This is a genomic window from Rhizobium sp. ERR 942 (genome assembly GCF_007828395.1).
GTDB classification, from domain to species: Bacteria; Pseudomonadota; Alphaproteobacteria; order Rhizobiales; family Rhizobiaceae; genus Rhizobium; species Rhizobium dioscoreae.
On sequence record NZ_VIUA01000005.1, the window covers coordinates 414,993 to 433,291 of the forward strand.

Sequence of the window (18,299 nt, forward strand, 5' to 3'; positions counted from 1 at the left end):
AACACGGCGTCTACCCTCTTGCCGAATTGCCTTTTGCACGGCTCGTGGAGGCGATGCTGGTCTGGTTCATTGACGGTATCCTTTATCGTGATCCTTGAGCAGGAAACGACGCCGACCACATCCTCCCTGCGCCGGCTGCAGCAAATTCGCGTCAAGATAGAGACAGTTTATTTCACGAACCTGAAGCGCCTGCGGCACCGAACATAGCATCGCGGCTTTGATTGATTGGAACCCGCGCATTTTATTCCTAGATAGGGTTTGTCCGGGCTTTGTTCGTGGACGAAACGATATGAGAGCAGGCAAGGCGGGTTTTAGCGCATGAAGGATCGGCCGTTAGGCATATCGGGTATTCCTGGATGGTTGAACCGCTATGAGCCCTTGCTGCTTGTAATGTTCGCCGCGCTTTCGGGCGGAATTCTTCTTTTCATCTATCTCACAGGAGAGGTGCTCGAAGGCAGCACGAAGGGATTCGACGAGGCGATCCTGCTGGCGCTTCGTCAGCCCGGCGATCTCTCTGTGCCGATCGGTCCGGGTTGGCTGACCCATGCGGTCAAGGACATAACAAGCCTCGGCGGAACGACTGTGCTTGCGCTGATGACGGCGCTGGTGACGATCTATCTGTTGCTCGACCGGCAGCGCGCCATCGCCATCTTTATCCTCGCTTCGGTACTGGGCGGATGGGCGCTGAGCACAGCCTTGAAGGTTGGTGTCGCGCGGCCGCGGCCGGATATCGTACCGCATTTGGTCGAGGTTCACGATCTGAGCTTTCCGAGCGGCCATGCGATGGTGTCGGCCGTGACCTATCTGACCCTTGCCGCGCTGATCTCCGGCACGCGAACCTATCGCTCGACCCGTGTTTTCATCGTCGCGGCCGGTATTCTGCTGACGTTGATGATTGGTGTGAGCCGGATCTATCTCGGCGTCCATTACCCCACCGACGTCCTCGGCGGCTGGTGTGCCGGCGCGAGCTGGGCGCTCGCCTGCTGGATCATCGCCCGCCGCTATATATCGCCTGCTGCAAGCGGCAAGAGGCCTGCCGAAGACGACGGTCCGCCTTTCGAGTGAGGGAAGGTGTCCTTGGCAGGATCAGCACTGGACTTCGAGCCGCGTCGCCACCAGCAGCGAGTAGTCCGTGCCCTTGGGATCGCTGAAGAACATGCTTGTCAACGCGGCCTGGTTTTCCGCCATGACTTCCTTGGGGTTGGGTCTGATGACCTTGCGCTTGCAGCGGCCGAAGGCCGGTCCCGATGTGCTCAAATCGTTGTCGGTGGCGAAATCGACCGCCGTATAGAGCGTCTTGTCGTAGATCCCGAAGATGGTGGTTCCCTTGAGAAAGGTCTTCTGCTCCGGCTTCAGCGAAAAGGTCAGCGTCAGCGAACCATCCTTGTAGTCCGCCTGGATCGCATCCGGCTTGGCCATCGGCACTGCTTTGCCGTTGCTGGTGACGTTCGTATAGTAATCATACTGTGCCAGCGAATCCCTGACTGTCTTTCCCACCGCCTTGAGCTCGGTTGCGCTCAACGCTTGGTCGCCGCTCTTACCGTAATCCATGAGGACGGAAGAGGTGAACACCTCATCGAAGCTCCAGACGTTGCGCAGCTCGCTGATGGAGCCGTCAGGCGCCGAGACGACCTCGAACTTGGCGTCGATGAAGATATGCGGATGGGCAAGCGCGGGAACGGGCAGAAGCGAAAGCATCGCAACCAGCAGGGAAGTTTTTCTTTTCATGCGTGCAATACCAAGTTCCATAAGCCCATCCGATGCTCAGACCTGAACGTCAAATGAGACTGATTTGAGACCCTGGGCGCGCGGGCAAGGCATAGATGCAAGGGAAGGAAACAGGAATACGCAAACTTGCCTTTTCGGCAAAATGCCAGCCTCGGCCCGAGCCGTGACTTCTTCTCTTCGAGAAAGATCTTGGAAAACTGGAGCGGGCGAAGGGATTCGAACCCTCGACCCCAACCTTGGCAAGGTTGTGCTCTACCCCTGAGCTACACCCGCTCATTCCCGTCGCGATCCGGGGTAGTGTGTTGGACCGCTGGGCGTCGTCTTGCGGCGACGGGCGCTATATGGCCTAACCATTTTTCAAATGCAACAGGGAAATGACGAGTTCGCGAAGAAAAATTGCATCTTCTTTTCGCGAGCCATCGGAAAGCCCGGAAACGCCGGGCTTTGTCGTCTCGAAGATTGCAATGAAATTGTGGGCGACGTATCAGGGGCGAACCATTTTTGATTGCGAGACGCCATGACAGAGACCAGCCCCAAAACCCGCGACGATCTTTTCCGATTCCTGGATGGGCTCGGTATCAGCCATACGACCAAGGATCATGCTCCGGTCTTCACCGTCGCCGAATCGGTATCGCTGCGTGACGAAATTCCGGGCGGCCATACGAAAAACCTCTTCGTGAAGGACAAGAAGGATAATTTCTTCCTGCTGACCGTCGAGGAAAACGCGACGGTCGACCTGAAGACCGTGCACACGCTGATCGGTGCGGCCAGCAAGGTGTCCTTCGGCAAGCCGGAAAAGCTGATGGAATATCTTGGCGTCATCCCGGGCTCCGTCACGGCCTTCGGCGCGATCAACGACATCGCCAACAATGTAACCTTCGTCCTCGATGCCGAGCTGATGGCGCATGACATCGTCAATTGCCATCCCTTGTCGAACGATGCGACCACCTCGATTGCCAGCGCCGATCTCCTGCGCTTCATGGAGGCGACGGGTCATACGCCGCTAGTCTTGAAAGTGACGAGCTAACGTACGATTTTAGCGCTAAGATTATAGCGGTCGGCTTCTCTTCGGATTGTCCGGTCGCTTTGGCCACTTCATGGAGCGTGCTGGCAGGCGAACCTCGTCGTCTCGTCTGGAGATCATGCTTCTCACAAAATCAAGGATGCCGGCAGGCGGGAGACACTCATGAGCGGTTCGAACAATCCCTATAACGCTTCCTTCGGCGGGCAGATGTCGGCCTCGGCATCCTTCGGCGCCACGCCAGCCGCTGGCGGCGCTTCGCCGATCAAGGATACGACGACAGCGACCTTCGCCAAGGACGTTATCGAGGAATCGCGCAACCAGCCGGTGCTGGTCGATTTCTGGGCGCCCTGGTGCGGCCCGTGCAAGCAGCTGACGCCGGTGCTCGAAAAGGTCGTCACCGAGGCGAAGGGCCGCGTCAAGCTGGTCAAGATGAATATCGACGATCATCCCTCGATCGCCGGCCAGCTCGGCATCCAGTCGATCCCGGCCGTGATCGCCTTCGTCAACGGCCGCCCGGCCGATGGCTTCATGGGTGCGGTGCCGGAAAGCCAGGTTCGCCAGTTCATCGATCGCCTCGGCGGTCCGGCAGGCGGCGACGATCCGGCAGCCGAGATTGCTGCCGTTCTGGAAGAGGCAAGCGGCCTGCTTGCCGCCGGCGACGTCAATGGCGCGGCCGAGCTTTTTGGCGCGGTGCTGCAGGCGGACCCGGAAAATGCCAAGGCGCTCGCCGGCATGGCCGAATGCATGATCGCCGCCGGCCAGAGCCAGCGCGCCCGCGAGGCGCTGGCCGATCTGCCGGAGACGCTCGCCAACGATGCCGGTATCCAGGCCGTGGTCAAGAAGCTCGACCAGATCGACGAAGCCCGCAAGCTCGGCGATCCTGTGGCGATCGAACGGGAACTGGCATCCAATCCCGACAATCACGAGCAGCGCATCAAGCTCGCCAAGATCCGCAATGTCGAAGGCAAGCGCGAGGAGGCGGCCGATCATCTTCTGACCGTCATGCGCAAGGATCGCAGCTACGACGATGACGGCGCGCGCCGCCAGCTGCTGGAGTTCTTCGAGGTATGGGGTGCCAAGGATCCCGCCACGATCGCGGCGCGGCGCAAGCTTTCCTCTATTCTGTTTTCGTAACGGGTCAGTTGTCCTACGAGCATGGCGATCACGCGGAACCTTCCGGGCGATCGCTTGTTAGACGGCCGTCCTATGTATCCGGCATGTTAGACGGCCGTCCTATGTATCCGGCAAACGGCTCCCATCGGCGTTTTCATCGAAAATACTCTTGTGTTTTCGGCAGACGGGCTCACATTGTCGGTGACGCGGCGCGAAAAGGGGCGATGACCGCGAATGTGTGTCGTTCCTGCGCGGCTCACTGCGGCGCGCAGCGCGTCGGGACGATCTAGCGGGATGGAAAAGATGCAAGTCGGCAATGCGAGATATCTGAAGCCGGGCGATCTGCCCGAATCGGTGGTCGTCTTTCCCTTATCCGGCGCGCTGCTGCTGCCCGGGGCGCAACTGCCGCTCAATGTCTTCGAGCCGCGCTATCTCGCCATGTTCGATGCGGCGATCGCCGGAAATCGTTTGATCGGCATGATCCAGCCGGCGCTGGGAGAGCCGCCGGATTCGTCCAATCTGGCGCATGTCGGCTGCCTCGGACGCATCACCTCCCTCTCGGAGACCGGCGATGGGCGTTATATCGCCGCACTGACGGGCATATGCCGTTTCCGGCTGATGGATGAAATCACTGCCCACCAGCCCTATCGCACATTCCGCATCACCCCCTTCATCTCCGATCTGAAATCCCATCATGAGGAAGGCACGGTCGATCGCCCGGCACTGCTTTCGGCTTTCCGTGCCTATCTGGAGGCCAACAGGCTGGAGGCGGATTGGGAAAGCGTCGAGCGAGCCGACAACATGATGCTGGTCAATTCGCTATCGATGATGGCGCCCTTCGATCCGGCCGAGAAACAGGCCCTTCTCGAGGCGCCCGACCTGAAGACCCGGGCAGAAACCTTCATCGCCATCGTCAAAATCGTGCTCGCCGGCTCCGGCGACACCGATTCCCTGCTGCAGTAGGAGTTTCAGATGGATGTCACCGTCAGCAAGGTCGACCCGAAACTGCTCGATCTTCTCGTCTGCCCGCTGACCAAGGGGCGGCTGAGCTACGACCGGGAAAAGAACGAGCTGATCTCGGAAAAGGCGCGTCTCGCCTATCCGATCCGCGACGGCATTCCGATCATGCTGATTTCGGAGGCAAGACGTATCGAGGATTGAAGGGCAGTTTCAGTGCTGATGTGATGCGCGCTTCATTCGGCGGTGTACCAGCAAAAGACCGAGAAGCGCGCAATATGCAAAAATCGAGATTGCAAGGGCCAGCCACAGGGCGGCGTGGGCACCCGCTAATGTCATGATGGCGGTGAATGCCGGTGGCGCGGCCGCAAAGGAAAGATTGAGCGGCACGGCCAGCCGAGCAGATGCACGTGCATAGGTGTCAGCCGGGAAAATCTGCAATGGCAGCGTTGCGCGGGTGACGGCGGTGATGCCGCTCGCCATGCCGTAGAGTGTGGCGAAAAGCATGGCGCCGGCGAAATTGCTGGTCAGCAGAAGAACGATGAAGCTCAGCGGAAACAAGGCAGAGGCCGCGAGGCCGGTGACGAAGCCCGACCAGTGCCGGCCGCCGAGGAAATCGACCATGCGCCCCGCCCATTGGGCGATACCAATGAAGGCCGCCGCTGCTAGCGCGCTGGCGTGATCGAGACCTGCAGCCTCGAACAGGACGATGATGGTGAGGGCAAATCCCCAGGTCACGAAGCCGTTGGCGGCGAAGCTTAAAGCCAGTAAAGTGAAACTCGGCCTGTCGATAGGGTTGGGTTCGGCTGTCGCTGTCACGGGCGATCGTTCCCTAGGGTGGCGGCCAAGCGCAATCCAATGCAGTGGAAGACAGACAAGCAGCATCAAAGCGGCATAGGTCAAGCTTGTCATGCGCCAGCCCCATTGCGCCTGGAGAAGCCCCGTCGTCGGCCAGACGATGGTCGATGTCAGCCCGCCGGCCAGTATCAATACCCCAAGTGCCTGGTGTGTTTTCTCGCCGGCGACCTCGCTCACCGCGATCTGCGCCGGCGTCGTCAGCATGCAGGCGCCGGCAAGGCCGAGAATGATCCACGGTAGGACATAAGACACCGGACCGTGGGCTAGGCTTATCAGCAGCAGGCCGATTGCGCCCATAGCAGAGCCGAAAGCCATGATCGGCCGCGCGCCGTGGCGTTCGATGATTGAGCTCAGCGGCCAGGACACCATCGCCATGACAATGAGCATGATCGTCGGTCCCGCCATGACCATGGGCAGACCAATGTCCAGCTCGCGAGCTATGGCAGGCCCAATCACCGCCGGCAGATAGAAGGTTGAGCCCCAGCCGATGAGCTGTGTGAGTGACAGCGCGGTAACGGCACGGACTATGGGCGAGTGGAATGGCATCCACGTAATCGGTGCGAAAAGCGTGATCGGGTCGCGGTAGCGATGTTGAAGAGGAGGCATCAAGGACCTTTGGTGGAGCAGCTTTTTGTTTCTGGCGGAATGAGAAAGATGGGCAGGTTGGTTAGTCGGTAAAATGAAAAGAAAGTAATGCTGCCTTAACCGGCAGCCATGCTATGGATTTGGACGGCTTGGTTTGGCCACGCCGCAGATCTATCGGCATTTTATGCGTATGCTTGTGCTGGATTTTCGCGTGATGCGCAAACGAGGAATTTGAGGGGAACCTGAGGAAAATTCATGCAGGGAAGGCATCGTGTTTCTCTCAACGCCATCCGGGTGTTTGCGATCGTTGCGCGTACCGGAAGCCTGACGGCCGCCGGCGCTGAGCTTGGTGTGACGTCCGGCGCGGTGAGCCACCAGCTCAAAAAGCTTGAGGACGAGTTGGAAGTGAGCTTCTTCCGCCGAGGTAACAACACCATCTCTCTTACCGAAATAGGGCGGCGGTTCTATCAGGAGGTCGCGCCGGCGATCGGGCTCATCGAGCGCTCGGCCGAGGCGCTTTATCGCGACGAAAACGAAATCGGCGTCCACGCCACCACGTCGCTTGCGCTGCGCTGGCTCATTCCGTCACTGGATCGCTTTCGCGCTCTCTGCCCACAGGTACGCGTCCGAGTGGAAACGAGTTCCGCACGCGGTTTTCCGGTCATTCCCGACTCGGATGTCAGCATTCGACATTTCCGGATAGGGGAAGTCGCCGAAGGATGGGAGTTCCTTGCGCGCGACTTGCGCCGCCCGGTCGTTTCCCCTGGCTTGCTGGCGAAAGATGCTAATCGTCGGGAGATTGCCGTTCCGCGCCTGCCGGCTTTGCAATGCTGTGTGGGTAACTGGGACTGGCGGCTCTGGTGCGAGGCGTTCCATCTTTCACCGGCAGATCTTTCCTTCGGCCATGCCTTCGACACGGACGACGCTGCGCTTCATGCCTGCGTCGCCGGTCTTGGCGTGCTGCTCGCACCGACCATCCTGACGGGCCGGGAAATGAAATCGGGTGCACTGGTAAACTTGCCTGGCTACGAACCGGTTGAAACCGGCACGTATCGCTACCGGCGCCGTTCGGAATCGAGAGCGGTCCGGCAATTCTGCAGCTGGATGGATGCCGAGATGCGGAACCTCGAATAGAGGTTCCGCTTCAGAGATTGTCGATTCGACCCCGACTCTTCAGATCGCCTCACCAGCCAACAGCCGCGGATTATCCCTTGCAGTCGTCCCCGCTGCCTGGCCGATGAAAAAGGATTTGAGGCTGGGCAGGCGGTCGACGATCCCCAGCCCGAAGTCGCGGGCGATGCGCAGCGGCGTGTTGTCGTTGGAAAACAGCCGGTTCAGCACGTCGGTCGTCACCCCCATGCGGAAGGTGTCGAAGCGGCGCCAGGTCTGGTAGCGTTCGAGGGTGTTGATCGAGCCGATATCGAGGCCGAGGCGGTCGGCCTCGACGATGGTTTCGGCAAGGGCCGCGACATCCTTGAAGCCGAGATTGAGGCCCTGGCCGGAGATCGGGTGAATGCCGTGGGCGGCATCGCCGGCCAGCGCAAAGCGCGGCGCGACGAAAGCGCGGGCAAGCGTCAGGCCGAGCGGGAAGGCGCGGCGGTCGCCGATCGTCCGCAGTGTGCCGAGCTTATGGCCGAAGCGGCGCTCCAGTTCCTCTTCGAACAAGAGATCGTCGGAAGCCACAAGTCGTTCGGCGTCGGGGGTGCGCTCCGTCCAGACGAGCGAGGAGCGATTGTTCTTCAAGGGCAGGATGGCGAAGGGGCCGGAGGGCAGAAAATGCTCCTCGGCACAGCCGCCATGCGGTCGCTCATGTTCGACGGTAACGACGATGCCGGACTGGCCGTAATCCCAATTGACCGTCTTGATGCCGGCCATGTCGCGCAGCTTCGAGCGCACGCCATCGCAGGCGACCAGAAGCCGCGTTTCGAGCGTGCTGCCGTCCGAAAGGGTGAGCGTGGTCTTGTTGTCGTCGGTGACGAAATCCGTGGCGCTGAGCCCATGCTTGATCTTGATGCCCAAACGCTTGCAGGCGCCGCGCAGGGCGCCGACCATGGCGAGGTTCGGTACCATATGGGCGAAAGGCTGGCCCTCGGTCACTTCGCCGTCGAAGGTGAGGAAAACCGGGCGGACCGGATCGCCGGTGCGCGAATCGGTGACGACCATGCGGGTGATCGGCTCGGCCTCCGGCGCGATCTCGTTCCAGACACCCAGGACTTCAAGCATCTTGGAGGCGGCGGCGATGATCGCCGATGCGCGCATATCCTTCTTCCAGGCGGATTCCGGTGCGGCTTCCACGATCATGACATCGAGGTGGGGTGCGGCCTGCTTGACTGCGACCGCTGCGGCAAGACCCACATATCCGCCACCCACTACCAGCATGTCCAACATAGCGCTTCCCTGTGTCTTACTGTCACGTCCTGCTCTATATAGAGCATCCTGTTGACGGTTCCTACCATGGGAGTTCAAGCAAAATGTCGCGAGAGACCGAGAAGCTCACCCCGATGGAAACCGTACTGGCGACATTGGATCTCGAAACGATCGAGATGAACCTGTTTCGCGGCAATAGCCCGCAGGTCGGCTGGCAGCGCGTCTTCGGCGGGCAGGTCATCGGCCAGGCGCTGATGGCGGCGCAGCGAACGGTGGATGGCGATCGCTTCGCGCATTCGCTGCACGCCTATTTCATGCTGCCCGGCGATCCCTCGGTTCCGATCCTCTATCAGGTCGATCGCCTGCGTGACGGTTCGAGCTTCAATACGCGGCGTGTACTGGCCATCCAGCACGGCAAGGCGATCTTTGCGCTGACGGCGTCCTTCCAGGTCGACGAGCCAGGCTTCGATCATCAGGGTGACATGCCCGACGTGCCGATGCCGGAAGAACTGATGGACGAGGAGCAGGTGAAGCAGCGTTATCTTGCTCACGCGCCGGAGAATGTCCGCCGCTATTGGGAGCGCAAGCGGGCAATCGAGATCCGGCCCGTTTCGATCGAGAGCTATTTCTCGCGCGCGCAGCCGAGCCAGCGGCAGAATATCTGGGTTCGCCTCACGGGGCCGGTGCCGGATGACCGGCTTTACCAGAATGCCGTGCTCGCCTATCTCTCCGACATGACGCTGCTCGATGTTTCCCTGAATGCGCATGGCACATCGGTACTGGATCCGACCGTCCAGGTGGCGAGCCTCGACCATGCCATGTGGTTTCATCGTCCCTTCAAGCTCGACGACTGGTTGCTCTACAGCCAGGAAAGCCCGAGTGCCTCCGGCGCCCGCGGATTTACCCGCGGCAGCCTGTTTACGCGATCCGGTATCCTGATTGCGTCGGTGGCGCAGGAAGGGCTGATTCGTAAAAAGGCAAATGCTTAAATTTGTGGCAAATTTATAAATTTGCACTTTATTTGTGCGGCTCTCACAATGAGAAATGCCGCTTTATTGGGTCTGTGCAATAAAACTGTTTTATTTCAACACGTTATAAATGTGTCACGAATCTGGCACGTCCTTTGAATGTATATGGCCAGTCGCTGCAGAAACACTCGTCGGCGGCAAGGAGAGTCGGCTCCGTGCCGAGGCTAACAAAGGATGGGAAACCAGATGAAAATTGTGATGGCCATTATCAAGCCGTTCAAGCTCGATGAGGTCCGTGAGGCCCTCACGGCTGTCGGCATCCAGGGCCTGACTGTGACCGAAGTGAAGGGTTACGGGCGCCAGAAGGGGCATACCGAGATTTATCGCGGCACCGAATATGCCGTCAGCTTCCTGCCGAAGCTGAAGATCGAGGTCGCAGTCGCATCCGAAACCGTTGACAAGGCCGTCGAGGCCATCGCGTCGGCAGCCAAGACCGGCCAGATCGGCGACGGCAAGATCTTTGTCTATTCCATTGACCATGCCGTACGCATCCGTACGGGCGAAACCGATTCAGAAGCGCTGTAAGACACGGCGGATCAGGGAGTTATTTGCATGTCATTTTCTAAGCTTTCCTCCGCCTTGACACGGGTGGGTGCGCTTTCTGCGGCCTTGCTTGCGCCGGCGATCGCCTTTGCGCAGGAGACCGCTCCGGCTGCAGCCGCTGCGACCGCCGCCGCACCGGTTCCGGACAAGGGCGACACCGCCTTCATGTTCATCTCCACCATTCTCGTGCTCTTCATGCTCGTGCCGGGTCTGGCGCTGTTTTACGGCGGTCTCGTCCGCGCCAAGAACATGCTCTCGGTTCTGATGCAGTGCACGATGATCGGCGCGGTCGTGATGATCCTCTGGGTTCTCTACGGCTATTCCTTCGCCTTCGGCGGCGGTTCGAGCCCTTATTGGGGCGGCACGGCCAAGATGTTCCTGTCGGGCGTCTCGACCTCGACGACGGCATCGACCTTCACCAAGGGCGTGGTCATCCCTGAATTCATCTTCATGCTGTTCCAGATGACCTTTGCCGCCATTACGCCGGCACTCATCATCGGCGCCTTCGCCGAGCGCATCAAGTTCGGCGCAGCCGTGCTCTTCTGCGCGCTGTGGGCGACCTTCGTCTACTTCCCGATCGCTCACATGGTCTGGGATTCCAACGGCATGCTCTTCAAGATGGGCGCACTCGACTTCGCCGGCGGCACCGTCGTTCACATCAATGCCGGTATTGCAGGCATCGTCGGCGCCATTCTCGTCGGCAAGCGCGTCGGCTTCGGCAAGGACATGATGGCTCCGCACTCCATGACGCTCACCATGGTCGGCGCATCGATGCTCTGGGTCGGCTGGTTCGGCTTCAATGCCGGCTCCAACCTCGAAGCTTCCGGCGGCGCGATGCTCGCAACCGTCAACACCTTCGTCGCAACGGCAGCCGCCATCATCTCCTGGTCGCTGGTCGAAACCTTCACCCGCGGCAAGGCCTCCATGCTCGGTGGCGCTTCGGGCATGGTTGCCGGCCTCGTCGCCATCACGCCTGCAGCCGGCATCGCCGGTCCGATGGGCGCGATCGTCATGGGCCTGATCGTCTCGCCGCTCTGCTACTTCTTCGTCTCGGTCGTGAAGAACAAGTTCGGCTACGACGATACGGCTGACGTCTTCGGCGTACACTGCATCGGTGGTATCTTCGGCGCCATCGCAACCGGCATCTTCGCCAGTGCCTCGCTCGGCGGCGTCGGCTATGCCGATGGCGTCACGATGAGCAGCCAGGTCGTTGTCCAGCTGACCGCCGTCGTCACGACAATCCTGTGGTGCGGCATCGGCTCGGCTATCCTCTACAAGGTTGTCGACGTCATCATCGGCCTGCGCGTCGCTCCGGAAGCCGAACGCGAAGGCCTCGACCTCGCCTCGCACGGTGAAGCCGCCTACCACAATTCCTGATTGGAGCTTGCGAAACCGGAGCAAACTCTCCGGTTTCGCTCAACATCCCGTCGCGTCCTATTTCATTGCAAATAGGCGCCCTTGGCCCGGACCTTGGTTCGGGCCCTTTTCGTTCGTGCACAGCCATTTTTCTTCAGACGACAGGCGATTCATGAGGTTGGCATGCATGGTTAACATGCCATTAACCCTCCTCTGATTAGGTATGGCTAACCTGCCGGCGAGTGGGCATAGACCGATTCGTTTGCGCTTTGGACAGGAACGGGGCTGGATATCATGGGCAGAAGCAATTCGGCGGCGTTGAGCGGTCGCCCCGACCGTTTATCGCTATCGAGCGTGGTTTGGCGTCAGGTCAAGGGCCTGACGGGTTTCGCGATACTGTTCCTGCTGGCGCTTGCGGTTGCCGCGCTGGCGACCTGGAACGTCATGGACCCTAGCTATTCCTACGCAACTGCCAATGCGCCGACCAATCTGCTCGGCTTTCCCGGCGCCGCCTTTGCCGACATCATGATGCAGTCGTTCGGCCTTGCCTCGATCCTGGCAATGCTACCCGTTGTCGCCTGGGCCTTCGCGCTGATTGCCAACCGCAAGCTTCATCGTGTGCCCTCGCGCCTCGGCGCCTGGTTCGGCGGATGCATCGTCGCGGCCGGCTCCATCGCCTGCTTCCCGGCGCCGCCCACCTGGCCGATTCCGAACGGTATCGGCGGTGTCGTCGGCGATCTTCTTCTGCGTCTTCCAGCCCTCTTCATCGGCACCTATCCGAGCGGTGTCGTCGCCATCATCATTGGTTCGGTCCTCGCCGTTCCGGCCATTTGGCTCATGCTCTTCGCCTCGGGCGTCATCGGCGAAAACCTCGTGGAAGACGAAAGTGATGAGGACGATTACGAGGAAACCCGCAGCCGTGCCCGCCGGGTCGGCGATGAGGACGAGGATGACGACCGTGGCGGTTTCCTCGCCAATTTCATGGCCTATGGTGCGGTCATGCATGCCTGGTACAACACGCAGGCTCGCCTGCGCCGGCTGTTTGGCATGGGGCCGCGCAAGCGCCGCGACCATGCCTTCGATGCGCCTTATGATTTCAACGACGACGAATTCGGTACGCTGAACGAGCCGGTGCGCGCCAAGGCACCCATGGCTCGGGGCGACCGTCTGGAGCCGTCCATGGATGGTCCGGCGCGCCGCGTCGTTTCCTCGCCGTCGATCAGTCTCGGTGACGATGAGGATGAAGACGAGGATTCGATCTATGATCGCGATCCGCGGCGTCCGGCCGATATCCTGCCTGACGATGAGGATGACGAGTGGCCGTTGGCCCCGGCTGCTCCAAAGGGAGCCGCTGCCGGCCATCGCGTCACTCCGGCCGCGCCGCGTCCGAAACCCGGTGCGCGGGCGGAACGCGAAGCGCAGACCTCCTTCATCCGTCCCTACGGCTTCCAGCTCCCCGCCGTCCATCTGCTCGCCGAGCCCAAGGCCGTCGCCCGCGATGCGACGCTCTCTGCCGATGCGCTGGAGCAGAATGCCCGCATGCTCGAAGGCGTGCTCGAGGATTTCGGCGTCAAGGGCGAGATCATCCATGTCCGCCCCGGCCCGGTCGTCACGCTCTATGAGCTGGAGCCGGCGCCAGGCATCAAATCGTCGCGCGTCATCGGCCTTGCCGATGATATCGCCCGTTCGATGAGCGCGATCGCCGCGCGCGTCGCCGTCGTGCCCGGCCGCAACGCCATCGGCATCGAGCTGCCGAACTCGACGCGCGAAACGGTCTATCTGCGCGAGCTCATCGCAAGCCGCGATTTCGAGACGTCCAAGGCGAAGCTTGCCATGTCGCTCGGCAAGACGATCGGCGGCGAACCCGTGATTGCCGATCTCGCCAAGATGCCGCATCTGCTCGTGGCCGGCACCACCGGCTCGGGTAAATCCGTTGCGATCAACACCATGATCCTGTCGCTGCTCTATCGCATGACGCCGGAGCAGTGCCGCCTGATCATGATCGATCCGAAGATGCTCGAACTTTCCGTCTATGACGGTATTCCGCATCTGCTCTCGCCCGTCGTCACGGATCCGAGGAAAGCCGTCGTTGCGCTCAAATGGACTGTCCGTGAGATGGAAGAGCGCTACAAAAAGATGTCGAAGATCGGCGTGCGCAACATTGACGGCTTCAATACGCGCGTCGAGCAGGCCGTCGCAAAGGGTGAGGCGATCAGCCGGACCGTGCAGACCGGCTTCGATCGCCAGACCGGCGAAGCGATCTATGAGACGGAAGAATTCGACCTGAAGCCGATGCCCTATATCGTCGTCATTATCGATGAAATGGCCGATCTGATGATGGTCGCCGGCAAGGATATCGAAGGCGCGGTGCAGCGGCTGGCGCAGATGGCGCGTGCCGCCGGCATCCATGTCATCATGGCAACGCAGCGTCCCTCGGTAGATGTCATCACCGGCACGATCAAGGCAAACTTCCCGACCCGCATTTCCTTCCAGGTGACGTCGAAGATCGACAGCCGCACGATCCTCGGCGAGCAGGGAGCCGAACAGCTGCTCGGCATGGGCGACATGCTTTATATGGCCGGCGGCGGGCGTATTCAGCGCGTGCACGGCCCGTTCGTTTCCGATGGCGAGGTGGAGGATATCGTCGCCTATCTGAAGACGCAGGGTGCACCGCAATATCTCGATGCCATCACCGCCGATGATGACGAGGATGATGACGGCCACGGTCCGGTTGGCACGTCCAATCTCTCCGATTCGGAAGATCCCTACGATCAGGCTGTTGCGATCGTGCTGCGCGATGGCAAGGCTTCGACCTCCTATATCCAGCGGAGACTGGGCATCGGCTACAATCGTGCGGCGTCGCTGATCGAGCGCATGGAGCAGGAAGGTGTGATCGGCCCGGCCAACCACGCCGGCAAACGTGAGATCCTCGTTCCCACCGAAGCCGATATTCTCGATCGCTGAGGCAATCAGCCTTTCCGTGTCGCATATCCCGTCTATGTTCAGGGAAATTTGATCGCCGCCCCTTACCGGCCCTGGGCCGTTGCGCCATGAAGACGCCGATTTTGCGCGCCATGGACGAAGCATGAAGGAGAATTCGATGACGAAATTTGATGCGCAGCCGTCCAGCCGACTGTCCCTGACCCGCCGGCACCTACTCGGCGCCGTGCTTGCGGTCGGCGCGGCAGGCGCTCTGCCGGTTTCGGCTTTCGCGCAGGCTCAAGCACAGACGCAGGCAGCTGCAGCGACCCTCAATCCCGGTATCGCCCAGGCCATTGCCGATCATTTCTCATCCATCAAGTCGATGAAGGGCGGTTTCCTGCAGATCGGACCGCGCGGCGATCAGATGAGCGGCGCATTCTTCATCCAGCGGCCCGGCAAGATGCGTTTCAACTACGATCCGCCGTCGCGCATGCGCGTGATCTGCGACGGGAACAACGTGCAGGTTATCAACGACCAGACACAGACAAGAAATATGTATCAGCTGTCGAAGACGCCGCTGAGCCTGCTGCTGGCCAACAAGATCGACCTTTCTGCCGACATGGTGCGCAATGTCGATTCGCAGCCGGATCTCACCAAAATCACGCTCGGCAACCGCACCGTTTTTGGCGATTCGACGATCACGATGATCTTCGATTCGAAGAGCTACGACCTGCGCCAATGGACCGTTATCGATCCGCAGGGCAAGACGACCGACGTCATCATCAACAACGTGAAGACCAACGTCGCCTTCGACGACAGCGTTTTCCGCATCGACTATACGCGCTAAGCGTCGCTTCCATCCTGCGCCGCAGGCAAGCCGCGAATGGCGCTTTTCTTTCCGCTACAGCCGGTCTAAAGCCTTACGCTGACCGGAGAGACCGGTGATTCATCGAATCGCCGAGTCGCTCCGGCTGTCTGTTTTGACGCAATTCCGGACGGAAAACCGCTGCGCACTTTTCCTCGAATTGCTCCAAGGAAAAGGCTCGGGCATGGGATTTTCGATTGCGACCTGGAATATCAATTCGGTGCGGCTGCGTATGCCGATCGTCGAGCAATTCGTCATGCAGGCCCGGCCCGATATTCTCTGCCTGCAGGAAACCAAGGTTCCGAACGAGCTTTTCCCCCATGCACCGCTCCGGGCGCTTGGCTATGAGCACATCATCATCCATGGCCAAAAGGGCTATCACGGCGTGGCCATCGCCTCGCGCTTCCCGCTGACCGAGGACCATCGCCAGGATTATTGCAATGTCGGCGACAGCAGGCACATCTCGGCCATCTTCGAGCGCGGCGGCCGGCGCATCCGCCTGCACAATTTCTATGTTCCGGCCGGCGGCGACGAGCCGGATCGCGCCATCAATCCGAAATTCGGTCACAAGCTCGATTTCATCGAGGAGATGAAGAAGCTGCATGCCAATGCCGAGCAGAACACCTCTGCGATCCTCGTCGGCGATCTCAATATCGCTCCGCTGGAGCACGACGTCTGGTCGCATAAACAGCTCCTGAAGATCGTAAGCCATACGCCTGTAGAGACCGAAGGGTTGCTCGAGGTGATGAAACGCGGCGCCTGGCTCGACCTGATGCGCCAGCAGGTGCCGGAAAGCGAGAAGCTCTATACGTGGTGGAGCTATCGCGCCAAGGATTGGGAGGCCGCCGATCGCGGTCGCCGCCTCGACCATATCTGGTCCTCCTCCGATCTGGGTCCGCATCTGCAGCGGATCGAGATCCTGAAAGCGGCGCGCGGCTGGGACCGTCCGTCCGACCATGTGCCGGTCGTGGCGCATTTCAATCTCTGAAGCGGGATTGAACTTGCTAGAGCGTTTGCGCTTTTCTTTGAATCACGAAAACGCTCTATCCTTTTGTATTTACGCAATTCCGGACAGAAAGCCGCTTCGCACTCTTCCTGGAATTGCTGTCAGGAGAAGCGGCCGAGCATTGCGGCTGCCTGCCTGGCAAGGGCGGCGAAGTTTTCGCGGATACGGTTCTGGATCAGCAGGCCGGCGTCTGGATATTCCTCGATCAAGCGGTGAAAGAGGGCGCGGGTGATGCGGATCACGTCGGATTCTTCGGCGGCAACGGCCGTGTATTTCCGCTCCACCAAGGTCACCATCGCCAGTTCCGAAAGCATGGTGCCTGCCTGGACGATCGCTTCCACCTGTTTCTGGCCGTCGGCATCGATGGTGCTGAGCTCGAAACTGCCGCGCGTGATGACATAGGCGCATTCGGCCGGCGATTTTTCCCGGAACAGCGTCTGGCCCTCATTCACATGGCGGCGGTCGGCGCCGAAGGCGATCAGCCGCAGCGGCTCATCGCCCATGCCGTGAAACAGCGGCAGTTGCGACAGCAGTCGGATATCGTCGTTCAGCGCCATCGATCGCCTATGGAATGATCTTGTAGCCGCCGTTTTCCGTGACAAGGATTTCGGCGTTGGAGGGATCGCGCTCGATCTTCTGGCGAAGGCGATAGACGTGGGTTTCGAGCGTATGGGTGGTCACGCCGGAATTATAGCCCCAGACCTCTTCGAGAAGGATGTCGCGGGTGACGACCTTCTGGTCGGCGCGATAGAGATAGCGGATGATGGCGGCTTCCTTTTCCGTCAGGCGGATCTTCTGGCCGTCTTCCGTGGTGAGCAGCTTCTGGCTTGGCTTGAAGAGGTAGCGTCCCACCGTGAAGGTCGCGTCCTCGCTCTGCTCGTGCTGGCGCAATTGTGCGCGGATGCGGGCAAGCAGTACGGCGAAGCGGAAGGGCTTCGTCACATAGTCGTTGGCGCCGGCTTCAAGCCCAAGGATGGTGTCGGAATCCGTGTCATGCCCCGTCAGCATGATGATCGGCGGCTTGAAGCCGTTCTTGCGCAGCAGCTTCACGGCTTCGCGGCCATCCATATCGGGCAGGCCGACATCCATGATGAGGAGATCGACAGGCACGGTGCGCGCGGTCTGCACGCCTTTTCCGGCGGTCGCCTCCTGCAGGACGTTGAATTCCTCGTAAAGCGATAATTGCTCGACCAACATTTCACGCAGGTCGTTATCATCGTCCACCAGGAGAATGGTGCGTGCGGTCATGCCGTTCGGGTCCTCGTTCTAATCCCACTTAAGTCCTACGCCAAATTGCATTTTTAGCAAGTCGCGACGCGGCTCAGGCTTGGTCGTTTGGTTGAAACTGCTATGATTTCAAACGAAATCACACGCAAAGCAAAAACATGTGAGGAAAATGCAAAAGACAAGGGCGGGGGCCAGGCGGACCGCTTCGACAATCGTCGTGCGTCCTGCGCCAGGTAAGAAAACGCGGGCGCTGGTACAGGTGGGGAGCATGACGGTACCGGCAGCAATCGGCCGATCCGGACGCAGCATATTGAAGCGTGAAGGAGACGGCGCGACACCCATCGCGGATATGAAGTTGCTTCACGGCTTCACGCGCGGCGATCGGATCCGCTTTCTGCGAACGGCCTTGCCGATGCGGCATATCCGGGAGGATATGCTCTGGTGCGACCAGCCCGGCGATCCCAACTACAACAGGCTGGTGAAGGCTCCTTTCGGGCCGAGCCACGAGGAATTGCGGCGAGGCGACGGCCTCTACGACGTCTGCCTGGTGCTCGACTGGAATGTGAGCTCTCGCAGGCGCAACCGCGGCTCGGCGATCTTCTTTCACCTGATCAGGCCGGGATACGAGCCGACGGCCGGGTGCATCGCGGTCAACCTGCGCGACATGAAGCGCATCCTGCCATCATTGCGAAGAGGTATGACGGTCCGGGTTGTCTGAAA

Annotated in this window: 18 protein-coding genes and 1 tRNA gene; 13 read left to right on the forward strand and 6 right to left on the reverse strand. The window is 60.3% G+C overall.

Annotation, left to right across the window (positions count from 1 at the left end; genetic code table 11):
- The first annotated feature begins 318 nt into the window (after nucleotides 1–318).
- Entirely contained in the window at nucleotides 319–1,065 is a 747-nt protein-coding gene (locus tag FBZ97_RS22020) for a phosphatase PAP2 family protein (RefSeq protein WP_113420385.1), read from the forward strand.
- A 21-nt stretch (nucleotides 1,066–1,086) separates the two neighbouring features.
- On the opposite strand, the gene FBZ97_RS22025 is transcribed toward FBZ97_RS22020, so the two are convergent.
- The gene (locus tag FBZ97_RS22025) at nucleotides 1,087–1,728 is read right to left on the reverse strand and encodes a DUF1007 family protein (RefSeq protein WP_113352972.1); all 642 of its coding nucleotides are present in this window, start codon (nucleotides 1,726–1,728) and stop codon (nucleotides 1,087–1,089) included.
- A gap of 198 nt (nucleotides 1,729–1,926) precedes the next feature.
- Nucleotides 1,927–2,001, reverse strand: a tRNA-Gly gene (locus FBZ97_RS22030).
- Nucleotides 2,002–2,245: 244 nt separating this feature from the next.
- Here FBZ97_RS22030 and FBZ97_RS22035 point away from each other — a divergent pair.
- The 4 genes from FBZ97_RS22035 to FBZ97_RS22050 all read left to right on the forward strand — a co-directional run bounded on the left by FBZ97_RS22035 (nucleotide 2,246) and on the right by FBZ97_RS22050 (nucleotide 5,026).
- Nucleotides 2,246–2,755, forward strand: a complete 510-nt coding sequence (locus tag FBZ97_RS22035) for a prolyl-tRNA synthetase associated domain-containing protein (RefSeq protein ID WP_113352937.1) — start codon at nucleotides 2,246–2,248, stop codon at nucleotides 2,753–2,755.
- 159 nt (nucleotides 2,756–2,914) lie between these two features.
- The gene (gene trxA / locus FBZ97_RS22040) at nucleotides 2,915–3,886 is read left to right on the forward strand and encodes a thioredoxin (RefSeq protein ID WP_113420384.1); all 972 of its coding nucleotides are present in this window, start codon (nucleotides 2,915–2,917) and stop codon (nucleotides 3,884–3,886) included.
- Nucleotides 3,887–4,168: 282 nt separating this feature from the next.
- Nucleotides 4,169–4,828: an LON peptidase substrate-binding domain-containing protein gene (locus FBZ97_RS22045; RefSeq protein ID WP_113330883.1), complete on the forward strand. Its 660-nt coding sequence runs from the start codon at nucleotides 4,169–4,171 to the stop codon at nucleotides 4,826–4,828.
- 9 nt (nucleotides 4,829–4,837) lie between these two features.
- On the forward strand, nucleotides 4,838–5,026 hold the full coding sequence (locus tag FBZ97_RS22050; RefSeq protein ID WP_037154712.1) for a Trm112 family protein: 189 nt from the start codon (nucleotides 4,838–4,840) through the stop codon (nucleotides 5,024–5,026).
- 9 nt (nucleotides 5,027–5,035) lie between these two features.
- Here the strand turns inward: FBZ97_RS22050 and FBZ97_RS22055 are convergent, their stop codons facing one another.
- The gene (locus FBZ97_RS22055) at nucleotides 5,036–6,286 is read right to left on the reverse strand and encodes an MFS transporter (protein WP_246661824.1); all 1,251 of its coding nucleotides are present in this window, start codon (nucleotides 6,284–6,286) and stop codon (nucleotides 5,036–5,038) included.
- Nucleotides 6,287–6,520: 234 nt separating this feature from the next.
- On the opposite strand from FBZ97_RS22055, the gene FBZ97_RS22060 reads away from it, so the two are divergent.
- Nucleotides 6,521–7,399, forward strand: a complete 879-nt coding sequence (locus FBZ97_RS22060; protein WP_113352935.1) for a LysR substrate-binding domain-containing protein — start codon at nucleotides 6,521–6,523, stop codon at nucleotides 7,397–7,399.
- Nucleotides 7,400–7,438: 39 nt separating this feature from the next.
- Here FBZ97_RS22060 and FBZ97_RS22065 read toward each other — a convergent pair whose 3' ends face one another.
- Complete coding sequence (locus FBZ97_RS22065; protein ID WP_113352934.1) at nucleotides 7,439–8,731, reverse strand: ubiquinone biosynthesis hydroxylase; 1,293 nt, start codon at nucleotides 8,729–8,731, stop codon at nucleotides 7,439–7,441.
- Between the two features lie 5 nt (nucleotides 8,732–8,736).
- Here FBZ97_RS22065 and tesB point away from each other — a divergent pair, with 5 nt between their 5' ends.
- The 6 genes from tesB (at nucleotide 8,737) to FBZ97_RS22095 (ending at nucleotide 16,334) form a co-directional block, all read left to right on the forward strand.
- On the forward strand, nucleotides 8,737–9,621 hold the full coding sequence (gene tesB / locus FBZ97_RS22070; RefSeq protein WP_113352933.1) for an acyl-CoA thioesterase II: 885 nt from the start codon (nucleotides 8,737–8,739) through the stop codon (nucleotides 9,619–9,621).
- A gap of 213 nt (nucleotides 9,622–9,834) precedes the next feature.
- Nucleotides 9,835–10,185 (forward strand): P-II family nitrogen regulator, encoded by a 351-nt coding sequence (locus FBZ97_RS22075; protein WP_015341499.1) that lies wholly within the window; start codon nucleotides 9,835–9,837, stop codon nucleotides 10,183–10,185.
- A gap of 27 nt (nucleotides 10,186–10,212) precedes the next feature.
- Complete coding sequence (locus FBZ97_RS22080; protein ID WP_113330874.1) at nucleotides 10,213–11,580, forward strand: ammonium transporter; 1,368 nt, start codon at nucleotides 10,213–10,215, stop codon at nucleotides 11,578–11,580.
- Between the two features lie 273 nt (nucleotides 11,581–11,853).
- Nucleotides 11,854–14,523 carry a DNA translocase FtsK gene (locus FBZ97_RS22085; protein WP_145321971.1) on the forward strand — a complete coding sequence of 890 codons (2,670 nt, stop codon included), beginning with the start codon at nucleotides 11,854–11,856 and terminating at the stop codon, nucleotides 14,521–14,523.
- Nucleotides 14,524–14,659: 136 nt separating this feature from the next.
- A complete protein-coding gene (locus FBZ97_RS22090; protein ID WP_113352970.1) occupies nucleotides 14,660–15,328 on the forward strand; it encodes an outer membrane lipoprotein carrier protein LolA in 669 nt (222 codons plus the stop codon).
- 202 nt (nucleotides 15,329–15,530) lie between these two features.
- The gene (locus FBZ97_RS22095) at nucleotides 15,531–16,334 is read left to right on the forward strand and encodes an exodeoxyribonuclease III (protein WP_113420382.1); all 804 of its coding nucleotides are present in this window, start codon (nucleotides 15,531–15,533) and stop codon (nucleotides 16,332–16,334) included.
- A 119-nt stretch (nucleotides 16,335–16,453) separates the two neighbouring features.
- On the opposite strand, the gene FBZ97_RS22100 is transcribed toward FBZ97_RS22095, so the two are convergent.
- Both FBZ97_RS22100 and FBZ97_RS22105 read right to left on the reverse strand, forming a co-directional pair.
- Nucleotides 16,454–16,909, reverse strand: coding sequence for a cyclic nucleotide-binding domain-containing protein (locus FBZ97_RS22100; protein WP_113352930.1), 456 nt, complete (start codon nucleotides 16,907–16,909; stop codon nucleotides 16,454–16,456).
- 7 nt (nucleotides 16,910–16,916) lie between these two features.
- Entirely contained in the window at nucleotides 16,917–17,600 is a 684-nt protein-coding gene (locus FBZ97_RS22105) for a response regulator transcription factor (RefSeq protein ID WP_069614787.1), read from the reverse strand.
- Nucleotides 17,601–17,748: 148 nt separating this feature from the next.
- Here FBZ97_RS22105 and FBZ97_RS22110 point away from each other — a divergent pair, with 148 nt between their 5' ends.
- Complete coding sequence (locus FBZ97_RS22110) at nucleotides 17,749–18,297, forward strand: L,D-transpeptidase family protein (protein ID WP_113352929.1); 549 nt, start codon at nucleotides 17,749–17,751, stop codon at nucleotides 18,295–18,297.
- The last annotated feature ends 2 nt before the right edge of the window (nucleotides 18,298–18,299 follow it).